Origin of the sequence: Nocardia sp. NBC_01503 (assembly GCF_036327755.1) — a bacterium.
Taxonomy (GTDB): Bacteria; Actinomycetota; Actinomycetes; order Mycobacteriales; family Mycobacteriaceae; genus Nocardia.
Genome location: NZ_CP109596.1, coordinates 1,827,374 through 1,841,942 on the forward strand (window position 1 = coordinate 1,827,374; position 14,569 = coordinate 1,841,942).

At 66.5% G+C, this 14,569-nt stretch carries 10 protein-coding genes and 4 tRNA genes; 7 read left to right on the forward strand and 7 right to left on the reverse strand.

Features of this window, described 5'->3' with window-relative positions; all coding sequences use genetic code 11:
- Window positions 1–2: 2 nt before the first annotated feature.
- Entirely contained in the window at window positions 3–1,337 is a 1,335-nt protein-coding gene (locus OHB26_RS08105) for a salicylate synthase (RefSeq protein WP_330183587.1), read from the reverse strand.
- Between the two features lie 200 nt (window positions 1,338–1,537).
- Here OHB26_RS08105 and OHB26_RS08110 point away from each other — a divergent pair, with 200 nt between their 5' ends.
- Both OHB26_RS08110 and OHB26_RS08115 read left to right on the forward strand, forming a co-directional pair.
- A complete protein-coding gene (locus OHB26_RS08110) occupies window positions 1,538–3,904 on the forward strand; it encodes a glycerol-3-phosphate 1-O-acyltransferase (RefSeq protein WP_330183588.1) in 2,367 nt (788 codons plus the stop codon).
- Window positions 3,901–5,400 (forward strand): HAD-IB family hydrolase, encoded by a 1,500-nt coding sequence (locus OHB26_RS08115; protein ID WP_330183589.1) that lies wholly within the window; start codon window positions 3,901–3,903, stop codon window positions 5,398–5,400. The genes OHB26_RS08110 and OHB26_RS08115 overlap by 4 nt, the downstream gene beginning before the upstream one ends.
- On the opposite strand, the gene OHB26_RS08120 is transcribed toward OHB26_RS08115, so the two are convergent.
- From OHB26_RS08120 to OHB26_RS08145, 6 genes are all read right to left on the reverse strand, one after another.
- Window positions 5,397–6,116: a polyprenol monophosphomannose synthase gene (locus OHB26_RS08120; RefSeq protein WP_330183590.1), complete on the reverse strand. Its 720-nt coding sequence runs from the start codon at window positions 6,114–6,116 to the stop codon at window positions 5,397–5,399. The two genes, OHB26_RS08115 and OHB26_RS08120, sit on opposite strands and share 4 nt — an antisense overlap.
- Before the next feature lie 190 nt (window positions 6,117–6,306).
- Entirely contained in the window at window positions 6,307–6,480 is a 174-nt protein-coding gene (locus tag OHB26_RS08125) for a hypothetical protein (RefSeq protein ID WP_330183591.1), read from the reverse strand.
- A gap of 85 nt (window positions 6,481–6,565) precedes the next feature.
- Window positions 6,566–6,642: transfer RNA gene (locus tag OHB26_RS08130), tRNA-Phe, on the reverse strand.
- 35 nt (window positions 6,643–6,677) lie between these two features.
- Window positions 6,678–6,751 (reverse strand) — tRNA-Asp (locus tag OHB26_RS08135).
- A gap of 36 nt (window positions 6,752–6,787) precedes the next feature.
- Window positions 6,788–6,860: transfer RNA gene (locus OHB26_RS08140), tRNA-Glu, on the reverse strand.
- Between the two features lie 94 nt (window positions 6,861–6,954).
- Entirely contained in the window at window positions 6,955–7,620 is a 666-nt protein-coding gene (locus OHB26_RS08145) for a TetR/AcrR family transcriptional regulator (protein WP_330183592.1), read from the reverse strand.
- A 1,116-nt stretch (window positions 7,621–8,736) separates the two neighbouring features.
- On the opposite strand from OHB26_RS08145, the gene OHB26_RS08150 reads away from it, so the two are divergent.
- The 5 genes from OHB26_RS08150 to OHB26_RS08170 all read left to right on the forward strand — a co-directional run bounded on the left by OHB26_RS08150 (window position 8,737) and on the right by OHB26_RS08170 (window position 14,504).
- Window positions 8,737–8,809: transfer RNA gene (locus OHB26_RS08150), tRNA-Lys, on the forward strand.
- Window positions 8,810–8,965: 156 nt separating this feature from the next.
- A complete protein-coding gene (locus OHB26_RS08155; RefSeq protein WP_330183593.1) occupies window positions 8,966–9,562 on the forward strand; it encodes a DUF937 domain-containing protein in 597 nt (198 codons plus the stop codon).
- A 213-nt stretch (window positions 9,563–9,775) separates the two neighbouring features.
- Window positions 9,776–10,747 (forward strand): acyl-ACP desaturase, encoded by a 972-nt coding sequence (locus tag OHB26_RS08160; RefSeq protein WP_330183594.1) that lies wholly within the window; start codon window positions 9,776–9,778, stop codon window positions 10,745–10,747.
- A 185-nt stretch (window positions 10,748–10,932) separates the two neighbouring features.
- The gene (gene dusB / locus OHB26_RS08165) at window positions 10,933–12,090 is read left to right on the forward strand and encodes a tRNA dihydrouridine synthase DusB (RefSeq protein WP_442942875.1); all 1,158 of its coding nucleotides are present in this window, start codon (window positions 10,933–10,935) and stop codon (window positions 12,088–12,090) included.
- A gap of 245 nt (window positions 12,091–12,335) precedes the next feature.
- Window positions 12,336–14,504 (forward strand): LCP family protein, encoded by a 2,169-nt coding sequence (locus tag OHB26_RS08170; protein ID WP_330183595.1) that lies wholly within the window; start codon window positions 12,336–12,338, stop codon window positions 14,502–14,504.
- Window positions 14,505–14,569 lie beyond the last annotated feature (65 nt).

A 14,569-nucleotide genomic window follows, 5' to 3' on the forward strand; every position in this document is an offset into this window, starting at 1 on the left:
AACTACGCGCGCACCACATACGGTGCGACGCTGCCGAGCTTCTCGCATGTCTCCTCGAATTCGCGTTCGGGGCGGGATTGCCCGACCACGCCCGCGCCCGCGCGCAGCCACGCGCCCGCACCGCTCTGGTAGACCGCGCGCAGCACCAGGGTGGCCTCCAGCGCGCCATCCGGCGAAATCGTCACCACCGCACCGGAGTACAGGCCGCGCGGGTCATGATCGAGGCGGAAGACCGCGTCCACACCCGCCGCCTTGGGGATACCCGAGGCGGTCACCGACGGGAAGAGGGTCTCCAGCGCGTCCCACGGGCTGCGGTCCGCGGCGAGGCGGCCCTTGACCGTGGAGGCCAGATGCTGAACACTGCCGCGTTCGCGCACCGCCATGAAATCCGAGACCGCGGTGGTCTCCGGCTCGGCGACGGCGGCGATCTCCGAGAACGAGGTCTGCACCGAGATCGCGTGCTCGACAATCTCTTTGGGATCGCTGATCAGCTCGGCGCGGGCCGCCGAATCCACCGCGTCACCGCGGCCGAAGGCACGGGTGCCCGCGAGCGGTTCGGTGGTGACAACGCGCTCACCGTCGACCGCGGCCACCAGCTCCGGGCTGAAGCCCGCGGCCTCCAGGCCGCCCAGTCGCAGCAGGAACGAGCGCGCGGGCGTATTGTGCATCCGCCCCAGCCGGTAGGAGTCCGGAATGTTCACGGCGAAGGGCAGATCCACCTTCCGCGACAAGATCACCTTCTGATATTTGCCGTCGCGGATCTCGGCGACGCCCGCCGCCACCCGGTCCGCGTAGCCGGTGGGGTCGATGGTCACATCCACCGGATGCGCGACCGGCAGCGCACTGCCCTGGGCCGCCGCGATGAGTTCGTGAATATCGGCCGTCTCGGCCGGGGTCGCACCGGCGACCCGCACCCCGGAGGCGTCGATGCGCACCTCGATGCGCGGAATCATCAAGTGCGCCAGCGTGGCTCGCGGATGCACATGCGCGGTCGCACCCAGCGACCAGGCGCAGAATTCGAATCCGATCCAGCCGTACGCGTTTCGCCGCCCCAGCGGGATACCGGCGAGGGCGCGGTCCACGGCCTGCGCCGGACTGCCTTCCCACGCGCCGGAGGTGGTCTCGCCGTCCCAGCTCACCCGCAGTTCGTCGGCGTCGAGTTCGATACCGCCGATCGGGTCGGCCGCGAACACCCAGGTGCCGGGGCGTTCGTACACCACGTATTCGCCGAAGCGATCCGCCGCGGCCAGTGCGGCGACCGCCGCCACCGGATCGGTGACGTACTCGCCCCATTGCCGCTCGTCGTCGAGCCGTACCCGTTCGTCCGTGGCCGCCACCGGTCCTCCAAGGTTATGCTTACCTAACTTATTGCGGAAGGTTAGCATTACCTTCCTTCGAATGGTCAACCTCGCCGTACGGCCTCCGTCACACCAGCCGAAACCCGCAGCACGATCGGGGAATTGACCGACCCGCCGCCCCGCGACCGCCCCATCGGCTTCAATGGATTGCGGCGGTCCACGTGCGGAGGTAATAACAGATGCTCGATCACGACAGTCGGCTCCCGGAGGCCGCCAGCACCCCCGGGTCGGTGGTCGCGCTCGTCGACGCCGCCGGACGGGTCGAACGCGAACTCATCGGCAACTGGCTCGCAGAGGGCGGTATCGCCCAGGAGTTCGGCACCGCCGCGCCCGTCATCCAGATCGATCTGGACCCGGACGCCCTCACCACCCGCCTCGTCGAGCGGCATGACGATCCGCTGGTGGTGCCGGTCCGCGTCCTGTGGCTGCCGCCCGAGCGAGACGGTGTGCGGCGCACCAGCTTCGGCGACCTGGTCACCCTCTCGAATCCGCGCAAACCCAATCGGTTCATGCAGCGCAGGCTCGTCACCAAGGCCCCGGACCGGCATCTGGTCCTCACCGGCGCACCCGCCCGGCTCAGCGAGCTGCGCGCCAATAATCCCGGATCCGTCGGCGCCCCCGAATCTTTCGCGCGCGCCATCGTGCGCGCGGGCACCGTCGCCCTCGAACGCGCCGAACGCGCGGTGATCGGCGACCGCTACAAGGTGCCGCGCCTGGTGGCCGAGGAGATCCTGGACTCCCCCGAATTCCTGCGCCGCCTCGATGCCATTGCCGAACAGGCGGATACGAACCCGCGCGAGGTGTACCGGCGCGCCGAGAAGGCGCTGCGCGAACTCGTCGCCGCGCAGAGCCGCCTGGTCTCGGATCTGTTCACCCAGGCCATGCGGCCGGTGCACGCCTCCACCTGGAAGGTCGACGACGACCCCATCGGACTCGACCGGCTGCGCGCGCTGAACCGCCGCTATCCACTGGTATTCCTGCCCTCGCATCGCTCCTATGTGGACGCCTTCGTCCTCGGGGATATTCTGGCGCGCAATGACTTTCCGCCCAATCATGTGGTCGGCGGGGCAAACCTGAAGTTCTGGCCGATCGGACCCATTGCCCGGCGTACCGGAACCGTATTCATCCGGCGCAGTTTCGGCGATGACGAGGTATACAAAGCGGTCGTCGAAGAATACTTCGCCTATCTCCTCGCCAAACGATTCAATCTCGAATGGTATTTCGAAGGCGGACGCACCCGCACCGGAAAACTCCGGCCCCCGCGCTATGGATTGTTGAATTACCTTGCGGCGGCTTTGCGTTCATCCCGCATCGACGATGTGATGCTCGTTCCGGTCTCCATCACCTATGAGCGACTCAATGAAATCGGAGCCATTGCCGACGAACAGACCGGCGGTATGAAACAGGCCGAGGGATTGGCCTGGCTGGCCCGGTATGTGCGCAATCAACAGCACTCCGCCGGACATGTCTACGTGCGATTCGGGAATCCGCTCTCCGCCCGCGACCGGCTGTCGGCACACGGCGATCCGTTGAAGACGCACGCCCTGACAGCCGAACCCGAGCTGGAGGAGCTGGAGCACCGGGCGGTGCAGCGGCTCGCCTTCGAGGTCGCCGTCGGCATCAACGACGTCACCCCGATCACCGTCAACGCCCTCACCACCCTGGTCCTGCTCGGTGTGCACGAGCGCGCGCTCACCCGCGCCGAACTGGGCAATGCCATCGCACCCGTGCTCGACTACATCGAAGACCGGAACCTGCCGCGCGGTGAGCTCGAGACCCTGCGCGATGATCACGGCCTGGCCGTGGTGCTGGAGCAGCTCGCCGTCGCCAAGGTCGTCACCGTGTATCGCGGTGGCCTGGAACCGGTCTACGCCATCGGCGCGGGCGCACACCTCGAGGCCGCGTTCTACCGCAATAGCGCGGTGCACTGGTTCGCCAATCGCGCCATCCTCGAGCTGGCCGTACTCACCGCCGTCGAGGCGCCCGAGGGCGATCAGCTGCGCGTCGGCTGGGAGGCCGCCTACCGGCTGCGCGACCTGCTCAAATTCGAATTCTTCTTCCCCGAACGCACCGAGTTCACCAGCCAGCTCACCGCTGAAATGTTGCGGGTCGATCCGGAGTGGCATCGGCGCACCGCGGCAGGCACCGTCGGCTCGGAAATCCTGGCCCGCCTGGCGGAATCCGGTTTCATGATGGCGCACCGGGTACTGCGATCCTTCTTCGACGCCCAACTCGTGGTGGCCGAACGCCTCGCCGCCCGCGATCCCGCCGTCACCATCGACAAGAAGACGTTCATCGACGAATGTCTGCAGGTGGGCAAACAGATGCTGTTACAACAGCGATTGCACAGCCCCGAATCGGTCTCCTCCGAATTATTCGGCAGCGCACTCAAACTCGCCGATAATCACGGTCTGCTCGAAGCCGGCGACGACCCACAGGACCTGGTCACCCGGCGCACCCACTTCGCCGCCGAACTGCGGGCCATCGGCGGTCGCATCTCCCGCGCCGCCACCCTCGACCCGTCCAACCGGCTGGATGCGCTATGACGCACCGAGCCTCCGGCGGTGAACTCCTCGCGCCTGGCGTCGGCATCATCGAACAGCCCATCGGCGCAATGGATCTCGAGGAGGCGGTGGCGGCCATCCGGAGCGGTCCGCGGGGGCCACGGGTCGCGGCGGTCTTCGACTTCGGCGGGACCGTGGTCAGCGGATTCAATCCACCCGCCGCACTCGAACGCCTGGTGCGGCGGCGCAGCGGGCGCACCGCCGTCACCAATGTGATGCTCGGCAGTATCCGCGGGGCGCGCAGTGAGGGCGAGTACGAGCGATTCCTGCAGCAGGCCATGCACACCTGGGCCGGAGTACCCGAGACCGAACTCGACGAACTCGGCGCGGCACTGTTCCACAGGACCGTGCACGGCCACCTCTACCCCGAAGCCTGGCGCCTGGTACGCGAACACGAAACCGCCGGGCACACACTGATACTCGTCAGCTCGCTGACCAGGTATCAGGTCCAACCCGTCGCGGAAGAGCTGGGCATACCGAACGTACTGTGCACCACCATGTCCGTACAGGACGGCGTCCTGACCGGGCACGTCGACGGAAAACCGCTGTGGCGCAATGGCAAAGCGGACGCGGTCCGCCGGTTCGCCGCCACCCGCGGCATCGACCTCGCCCAGAGCTGGATCTATGCCGACAGCGCCGCGGACCTGCCGCTACTCCAACTCGCGGGGCATCCGTTCGCCGTCAACCCGGATCCGCGCGTGGTACTCGAGGCCGCCGAGAAGAGTTGGCCGGTACTGCATTTCCGGCCCCGGCAGGCCCCCAAACCGACCGACTACGCGCGCACCGTCAGCGGCTTCGGGGCACTGGTCGGCGGCGCGCTCTTCGGGGTCGCCGCCAAGGCGCACACCAAACAGCGCAGGCAGATGGCCGATTCCATGATGACCGTCGCCGCCGACTCCACACTGCGCGGCACCGGTGTGCGCGTACGCGTGTCCGGGGCCGAAAATGCCCGCGCCCCAAGGCCCGCCGTCTTCATCTTCAATCACCAGAGTCAATTCGACATCATCGTGATCGCCGAGGTGCTCGGTGCGGGATTCACCGGTGTCGCCAAGCAGGAGGTCGCCAACAATCCGCTGTTCGGACCGCTCATGCGATTCGTGGAGGTCACCTTCATCAACCGCGGCGACAGCGCCGCCGCCCGCGCGGCCTTGCAGCCCGTCGTCGAAACCCTCAGGGGCGGACTGTCGGTCGTCATCGCTCCGGAGGGCACCCGGTCGCTCACACCGCGCGTGGGCGCCTTCAAGAAGGGCGCATTCCACATCGCCATCCAGGCGGGGGTACCGATCATCCCGGTCGTCATCCGCAATGCGGGCGAAATCGCCTGGCGGAACTCGGCGGTGGTACGGAAAGGGGTGGTCGACGTCGCCGTCCTGCCACCCATCGACGTCAGCGGCTGGGACCCCGCACAGCTGGACGACGAGGTGGAGCGGGTCCGTCAACTCTTCGTCGACACCCTGCTGCACTGGCCGGAGAACTAGACCTGCTTGCCGAACAACAGCTTCCACGGCATCAGCGCCGACTCCAGCTGCACCTTGAATGTCATCTTGGACGCGCCCTTGGTGCGCTCCTCGAAGCGGATCGGCACCTCGGCGATGGCAATGCCCTTCTTGACCGTCCGGTAGTTCATCTCCACCTGGAACGAGTAGCCATTGCTCTTGATCGACGCCACATCGATGGCGCGCAGCGTATCGGCCTTCCACGCCTTGAAACCGGCGGTCGCGTCCTTGACGCCCAGGCGCAGAATCAGATTCACGTAGAAGTTCGCCCACGCCGAGAGCGCCTTGCGATGCCACTTCCACTCCTCGGCGGTGGAACCGCCGGGCACGTAACGGGACCCGAGCACGACGCCCGCGTCGGTGGTCTCCAGCTTCTCCAGCATGGCCGGGATGACCTCGGCCGGATGCGAGAGGTCGGCATCCATCTGGATCACCACATCCGCGCCCTCGTCCAGGGCCTTGGTGATGCCCGCGATGTAGGCGCGGCCCAGCCCGTCCTTCTCGGTACGGTGCAGCACGCCGACCACATTCGGCAGGTCCACGGCCAGCTTGTCGGCCACCTCGCCGGTGCCGTCGGGTGAATTGTCGTCCACCACCAGCACATGCAGGTCGGCCACCGGTAGCGCGGTGAGTCGTTCCACCGCCACCGGCAGGTTCTCCCGCTCGTTGTAGGTCGGCACCACAACGGTCACCTTCAAGGGTCGCCCTCCCGCTCGATTCTCGCCCGTACCCCCAGCACGGGCGGGCACATCGTCGTTTCTGCACTCCCCCGCCTCCCCGCATCTTCAGCGCCCAGCAAAGAGCCGTCGACGGTTGGACACGCGTGCCTGCGGTTGGGAGCCAACCCAATTTCGAGCGTGCCCCAGGAGTTACCCCGATCTTACGAGATCAGTCCTCGCCTTCATCCGCGGCCCTATTCCGCGCCTTCGCGATCTCCAAAGCCCTTTCGGCAGTTGCCTTGTCGGGATACGGGCCCATCCGGCCACCCACCCAGCACTGCTTACCCTGTTCGGCCCGGTGATGGTCGATGCAGTAGTACCACTGGTTGTCTTCCTCAGCCATGACCCCAGCATCCCACCAAGATCAGAAGGCCCCGTGCCGAACACGCAAAAAAGACCGCACCCGAGGGTGCGGTCCTTGATGACTATGGTGGCCAGAGCCGGGATCGAACCGGCGACCTTCCGCTTTTCAGGCGGACGCTCGTACCAACTGAGCTACCTGGCCGAAGCACCCGGTATCGAATGCCAAGATAAGTCTTGCGACCCTGACGGGACTCGAACCCGCGACCTCCGCCGTGACAGGGCGGCGCGCTAACCAACTGCGCCACAGGGCCTTGCTCTGCTCCTCAACAACAGTGTCTCCACTGTTGTACCCCCTACGGGATTCGAACCCGCGCTACCGCCTTGAAAGGGCGGCGTCCTAGGCCGCTAGACGAAGGGGGCCCGCCAGATTTCTCTGGACCGTTTACACTCAACGGCTTCCGTTGGGAGCGGAGATAGCTTATGACAGCATCCGCCGTAATCCCAAATCTGCTGGTCAAACAGCCAAATTGAGATCTTCCAACTTGGCGGACACCCGCCATCCGACGCGCCGGAACTCCTCGGTCCACTCGGGAGTCGCGGTGGCTTCCACGATCATCTCGAGCGCCTCGGTGAACCGGGAACGCAGATCCACCGGACCGCCCAGCACATCGGCGATATAGCGCTGACCCGCCAGGGCCGCCGCCAGTGTGCGGGTGAAACGATCCGGATCGGCGTCCTGGCGCAATTGCTTGTGCTCGATCGCCCGCACCGCGAGCAGCCGGATGGACCGCCCGAGAATGCGACCGCCACCGGCCTGGATATCGCGATAGAACTCCGGTTCGATGATGAGCCGGAACTCGGCCTGGATGATGATGTCGTTCTCCAACCGCAGCGCGATCTCGTCGATCATGCCGTGCAGGACATCCAGGGGTCCGAGATCCCCTCTGCCGAGCCATCTTTCGGTGGACGCGCGGTAGCGGTCGACGGCCGCTTCCAAGACCGCGCGAGCCAGGTCCTCCTTGGAGTCGAAGTGAAAGTACATGGCGCCCTTGGTCGCGCGTGAACCTTCCAATATGCGGTTGAGCGATGCAGCGGCATAGCCGCTCTTCCCGAACTCAACGGCGGCGGACCTTATGATCGCCGCGCGTGTCCGGCGGGCCCGCTCTTGCTGCCGTGCCATGCTCGAAACGCCTCCGAAGCTAGCTACCGCCGCTGGCTACTCCGTGGTGTTCCACAAAGCGCCATCGACGCAAAGTTACGTGTCTTTCAAATACTTCAAAACGGGCTTCGCCCGAATTACCAAACTTTTGGTACGAAAAAGCGCGAAAAACTTGAAACACACCAACTGGTATAGTTTTTCCCGCCCGGGTGCGCCGCAGGGGGTGCGCACCCGGGCGTTCAAGTCGTCTGGATGGGCCTCCCGCAGCCTGATCTGTTGGAGCCACGATCGGCCGGAACCGGTCGCAACACGTTCGGGCACTTCAACGATAAGCCGAATCCCGTGCTACCGGGGCAATCCCGGTTCTTCAGGAATTCACCAGTCGGTCACCGTACCCGGAATGCGCACCCTGCGTGAGGTGTACCGGAGAGTCAGTTAGCCAGCACGCCCCCTATCGAAAGCCGCAATTCCCCAGCTAACCACTGGGCGAATGGTCCGAAAAGCTGAATTCGCCCATATCCCACGGATGTTCGCCATTCGACCGCACCCGCGGACCCCACCCCGGAACGCCCGGCGGCGCCGGCGCGGCACGGCCACCGCACCGGTGCCGAATCGACCCGGTTCCCTCCCCACGACCCAAAACGCTTGCACCACATCACCATTGGATGATATTCACAATTAGGCGCATCGAAACAATCTGCGAGTCAACGCGATTGCCGAACAGCAGTACAGCGCCGGTTCCGGCGGGCGCGAGCACGCTCGGACGGCGGCGGGGGCGCGCCCCTCGCCCCCTCACAATCCCCACCGACCGGTCCGCACCCTCACAGCCCCTCATCGTGCCCCGGGGGACCCACCCCGATGCCCCCGAAAATAGGGGATCGGCACAAGCGGTCACCCCTTCGGCACAACCGGTCGGTCTACCACCACCCGGCACCCCGCGAACCGGACATCCGGTAACCCGGCGGTCCCCCCGCCGCCGCCACCCCCGAGCCCAACCCCATGATCGGCCCGCAACGCCCGGCGACACCACGACACACTCGACGCGAACCGCCACGACCAGCGCAAATGCCCCACGTCAGAACACAATCGGATACTCGTTTAACAGTTGCGGGGTCAACCTACTAAACTCACCGCCGCGCCCCTATAGCTCAGTTGGTAGAGCTACGGACTTTTAATCCGCAGGTCGCAGGTTCGAGCCCTGCTGGGGGCACCGTTTGTCCCTGTTCGGGACACAGTTGCCGAGGGGTCCGGGATACTACATTCGGGCCCCTCGCCACATTGGCGAATCCGTGGCAATCTGTCCGGATTTCGCCTACCGTGACCCGGGTAGGGCTTTTCCGGGATGCCAACACCACAGGCGGAGTTCATGACTTCCTTCGATGACCTGCTCTCCAATGTGCCCGTCGCACAGATCGCCGACAAGCTCGGAGTCGACGAGGCGACCGCCACCACCGCGATCAACGCGGCCATTCCCGTCCTCCTCGGCGGATTCCAGGCACAGGCCGGCAACCCCGACGTCGGCCTGAACCTCGAAGGCGAAGTCGCCAACCAGCCGCACGGTCTGCTCGACGGCGGCGTCGACATCAACCAGGTCGACACCGAAAACGGCAACCAGATCGTCGATCAGACCTTCGGCACCGAGAAGAACACGGTGATCAGCGCGCTCGGCAATGTGGGCGGCGGTAACGCGCAGGACCTGATGGCCAAACTGCTCCCCATGCTCGCCCCCATCGTGTTGGCCTACCTTGGTAAGAAGGCAATGGGCGGTGGCGGCGCGGCCACCGGCGGCGAAGCCGCTGCCAGCGGTGGCGGCGGTATCGGCGACATCCTGGGCAGCCTGCTCGGCGGCGCCACCGGCGGTAAGGGCGGCGGCGGACTCGGGGACATCCTCGGCAAGGCCGTCGGCCAGAACGCCGGAAATGTGCTCGGCAACGTACTGGGCGGACTGCTCGGCAAGAAGTGAGTATGCATCGAGACACGGTGCGCGGCTAACGAACTGCGGCTCACGGCGATAGACAGGGCGCCGTGGGCCGCTTGTCATATGACATCTCTCACTGACCCCGCAATGGCACTCGCATGAGTTTCACATCACCATACGGTGCCGTAAGGTATGGGCCGCGGCGGCAGGCCGGCGAGGGTACGACAGCTTGATCGCACGATTACGAAGGGCATATACATGGCAAAGGATCTGACTCAACTCGAGCTACTGACGGAGTTGGAGCCGGTTGCCGCGGAGAACGTAGATCGGCACCTCTCCCTGGCCAAGGAATGGCATCCGCACGACTACGTGCCGTGGGACGAGGGCCGCAACTTCGCCGCCATGGGCGGCGAGGACTGGGATCCGTCGCAGTCACGGCTGAGCGAACTCGCCAAGGCCTCGATGATCACCAACCTGCTCACCGAGGACAACCTCCCCTCCTACCACCGTGAGATCGCCGAGAACTTCTCCCAGGACGGCGCCTGGGGCACCTGGGTCGGCCGGTGGACCGCCGAGGAGAACCGGCACGGCATCGTGATGCGCGACTACCTCGTCACCACGCGCGCCGTCGACCCGGTCGCCCTCGAAGAAGCCCGCATGATCCACATGACCAACGGCTTCGCCTCCCCCGCACAGGTCAGCCAGACCGATGCGGGCTTCCTCTACTCGGTCGCCTACGTGACCTTCCAGGAACTCGCCACCCGCGTCTCGCACCGCAACACCGGACGCGTCTGCGACGACCCGATCGCCGACCGCATGCTGCAGCGCATCGCCGCCGACGAGAACCTGCACATGATCTTCTACCGCAATATGTGCGGTGCGGCCCTTGACCTTTCGCCCGACCAGACCCTGGACGCCATCACCCTCATCCTGGAGAACTTCCAGATGCCGGGCGCTGGCATGCCGAACTTCCGCCGCAACGGCGTCCTGATGGCCAAGCACGGCATCTACGACCTGCGCCAGCACCTGGAAGAAGTGGTCAACCCGGTCCTGAAGAAGTGGCGCATCTTCGAGCGCGACGACTTCACCGCACGCGGTGAGGAGACCCGCGAACGCCTGGGCCTCTTCCTCGAGAAGCTCGGCAAGGACGTCCTCAAGTTCGAGGAGCAGCGCGACAAGATGCTCGCCCGCGAAGCAGCCAAGGCAGAAAAGGCTTTCGCTCGCGCGTAGGCGTCGGGGTCCGCCCCCAAACCCCCGGGTGTGGGGGACGCTGACGCTGGGGTCTCGGGGGCTTCGCCCCCAAACCCCCCAGCCTCCGGCTCCTCGCGACCTCGAGTCGCGAGGAGCCGTTTCATCTCTCAGAGCTTGCTCGCGGGGGATGTGAGCGGGGGCACCGGGCGGGTGATGAGACACTGGTGGGCGTGACGACCTCGATCGAAGCCTCCAAGACCGCGCTGCGGATCGGACCGTATCCGGTCGATCCGGCCGTCGTACTGGCTCCGATGGCCGGCATCACCAATGTGGCCTTCCGGACGCTGTGCCGGGAATTCGGCAGCGCCACTTCGATTTACGTATGCGAGATGATCACCGCGCGGGCCGTGGTGGAGCGTAATGAGAAGACGCTGCACATGATGTCGTTCGGCGCGGACGAGAGTCCCCGATCGATGCAGCTGTACGCGGTGGACCCCAAGACCGTCGGCGAGGCCGTACGGATCATCGTCGGCGAGGGATGGGCCGACCACATCGACCTGAACCTCGGCTGTCCCGTGCCCAAGGTGACGCGGCTCGGCGGCGGAGCGGCACTGCCGTACAAGCGACAGCTGTTCCGCGACATCGTCAAGGCGATGGTGTCGGCGGCCGAACCTGCGGGCGTACCGATCACGGTGAAGTTCCGCATCGGCATCGACGATGAGCACCACACCTTCCTGGACACCGGCCGCATTGCCGAGGCGGAGGGTGCGGCCGCGGTCGCCCTGCACGCCCGCACCGCCGCCCAGCGCTACTCCGGCGAGGCCGACTGGACCGCCATCACCCGCCTCAAGGAGGCCGTCACCGGCATTCCGGTGCTCGGCAACGGCGATATCTTCAGCGCCGACGACGCCCTGCGCATGATGGCCGAGACCGGCTGCGACGGCGTCGTCGTCGGCCGCGGATGCCTCGGCCGCCCTTGGCTTTTCGCCGAACTCCAGGCCGCCCTGCGCGGTGAACCGCTGCCCGCCCCGCCGAACCTGGGCCGGGTCGGGGAGATCCTGCGCCGACATACCGAACTGCTCGTCGCGCACGACGGCGAGGACAAGGCCATGCGCGATATCCGCAAGCATATGGCCTGGTATCTGATGGGCTTCCCGATCGGCGGCGATCTACGCCGCAGCTTCGCGACGGTCAGCAGTATGGCGCGATTGGACGACCTGATCGGGCAACTCGACGCCGATGCGCCATTCCCCAAGGATGCCGAGGGCCCGCGCGGCCGCCAGGGCTCCCCCGGCAAGGTCGCGCTACCGGACGGCTGGCTGGACGATCCGGAGGATCCCACCGTGCCGTGCGCCGCCGATGTCATGCACAGCGGCGGCTGAGCGGCGAAGTCGTAACGCCTGACAGCTTCGGCGCCGCGTCGGCGCAGCGATAGCCCGCTCCCTGGCACACTTTTTCGCAGCAACCCTCCGGCCGATCGCGACAGCACTCGACTCGCCGAGCTCAGGCTCTCCGAAACCGGGCGTGGCGAGGTCGGCCACACCCGCCGGATCGGCGTTCGAGTGGTCGACCGTGGCGGAATCGTTATCATGACGGTCGGCATCGAAAAGCAAAGTGAGGTTCGTTGGTGGGTGACGATCGGTACGGGCGTACGCCACGGCCCGGAGGTCGCGCCCCGTGGGAGCGCTATCCCGCGGATGACGACGCCCAGCCTCGCGCCTCCCGGCGGTCCCGGCACAATGACAACCCGGACCCCGGCTCCGCGCCCATCTCGGTGCAGGATCTCGTCGAACGCGTGGACAGCGAACGCAAATCCCGCCGCCGGCGCCGCCGCGACGACGAACCCGCCCAGCAGCCACCCGCCGACACCACCGGCAGGCGCGCCCTGCCCCCGGAATCGAACGCCCCCAACGGTTCCCGGCACGGTGCGGAGGCCACCGGCTCGCAGCGCACGGTCCGGCCGAATCCCCAGGGTGGCACCGGCTCCCAGCACGTGGTCCCCCCGAATCCGCCCGGCGGCACCGGTTCTCAGCGAACCGTCCCCGCCAACGCCGCGGCCGAGGGCCTACGCCGGGTCGCCACACCCGCCAATACCGCTGCGCGACGCGCGGTTCCGCCCGAACGGATCGATCCGACCGCGGATCCGGTCACCGAGGAACTACCCGCGATCACCGAACCGCCCCGCGCCGGGCGCAAGAAATTGCGGGCCACCGCCCCCGTCGAATCGCCCGCCGACTACCCCACCACCGCGCTCCCGACCGCGGTCGGACCCAAACCGCTCTCCCCCGCACGCCGCAAGCGCGATCGCCGACTGCGGCTCGCCGGGCGCAGCGCGGGCGCCCTGCTCGCGGTCATCGCCATGCTGATCACCGGCGGCGGCTGGAGTTACCTGCACGCCAAGGACAATGGCTTCAACCAGGTCTCCGCACTCGACAACGACTCCCCCGACGTGGTCGACGCCGACGCGCAATACGGCGACGAGAACTTCCTGATCGTCGGCACCGACACCCGCGCGGGCGTGAATTCGCAACTGGGCGCGGGCGATACCAATGACGCCGAAGGCGCACGCTCGGACACCGTCATGCTGGTGAACATTCCGGCCAACCGGCAGCGCGTGGTCGCCGTCTCCTTCCCCCGCGACCTCGACGTCACCCGCCCGGTCTGCGAGGGCTGGGACAACGACAAGGGCGCGTACACCGGGGAGAGCTTCCCGTCCGCCATCGGCGACAAGCTCAATGCCGTCTACGCGCTCGGCGGGCCGAAGTGCCTGACCAAGGTCATTCAGAAGATGTCCGGCCTCAAGATCAACCACTTCGTCGGCATCGACTTCGCCGGTTTCGAGACCATGGTCGACACCATCGGCGGCGTCGAGGTCTGCACCACCAAACCCCTCGTCGACGAAGTCCTCGGCACGGTGTTGACCACTCCGGGCAAGCAGATCGTGAACGGCGCCACCGCTCTGGACTACGTCCGTGCCCGGCATGTGGTCGGCGAAGAGCGCAGCGACTACGACCGGATCAATCGGCAACAGCGCTTTCTGTCCTCGCTGCTGCGTGGCGCGATGTCCGGCAAGGTGCTCTTCGATCCGGGCAAGATGAACGGCTTCATCAACGCCTTCGCCCAGCACTCCTTCATGGACAACGTCACCACCAAGGATCTGCTCATGCTGGGCCGGTCCATGCAGAAGATGCAGGCCGGATCCATCACCTTCCTGACCGTGCCGACCGCCGGAACCACCTCGTACGGCAATGAGATTCCGCGCGAATCCGATATCAAGGCCATCTTCCGCGCGGTCATCGACGATCAGCCGCTGCCCGGTGAGAAGAAGTCCGATCCGGCGACCACCACCGCCGACGCGCCCCCTGCCAAACCGAAGCTGACCGCCGTCGACCCATCCACGGTATCGCTGCAGGTCTCCAACGGATCCGGCATCTCGGGCGTGGCCTCCGCCGCCGCGACCAAACTCGCCAATCAGGGCTTCCAGATCTACAGCACCGGCAATTACGCCGACGGCACCTCGCTCAAGACCTTGGTCCGCTACTCCAGCGGGCATGAGGCCGCCGCCGCCACGGTCGCCAGCGCCCTGCCCGGCGCGGTCCTGGAATCCGCCACCGGACTCGGCAGCATCGTCGAGGTCGTGCTCGGCTCCGACTACGCGGGCAGCGTGCGCGCGCCCGTCGCGTTCGGCCAGTCGCTGCCCGACATCCCCACCGATTCCGGCGGTGCTAGTGCGGCCCCGATCACACTCCCCTCCGACCTGGAACACGTGAACGCCGCCGACGACACCTGCAAGTAGGCGGCCGCCCGCACGCTCTCGACGTGCGCCGACGTTGCCGAGCCGGAACGGCACCGATGATTCAC

Bases quoted from the DNA above. Each gene is read 5' to 3' on its own strand.
- OHB26_RS08110 (WP_330183588.1), top strand. From the start codon at position 1,538: ATGCTCGATCACGACAGTCGGCTCCCGGAGGCCGCCAGCACCCCCGGG.
- OHB26_RS08115 (WP_330183589.1), top strand. From the start codon at position 3,901: ATGACGCACCGAGCCTCCGGCGGTGAACTCCTCGCGCCTGGCGTCGGC.
- OHB26_RS08125 (WP_330183591.1), bottom strand. From the start codon at position 6,480: ATGGCTGAGGAAGACAACCAGTGGTACTACTGCATCGACCATCACCGG.
- OHB26_RS08145 (WP_330183592.1), bottom strand. From the start codon at position 7,620: ATGGCACGGCAGCAAGAGCGGGCCCGCCGGACACGCGCGGCGATCATA.
- OHB26_RS08155 (WP_330183593.1), top strand. From the start codon at position 8,966: ATGACTTCCTTCGATGACCTGCTCTCCAATGTGCCCGTCGCACAGATC.
- OHB26_RS08160 (WP_330183594.1), top strand. From the start codon at position 9,776: ATGGCAAAGGATCTGACTCAACTCGAGCTACTGACGGAGTTGGAGCCG.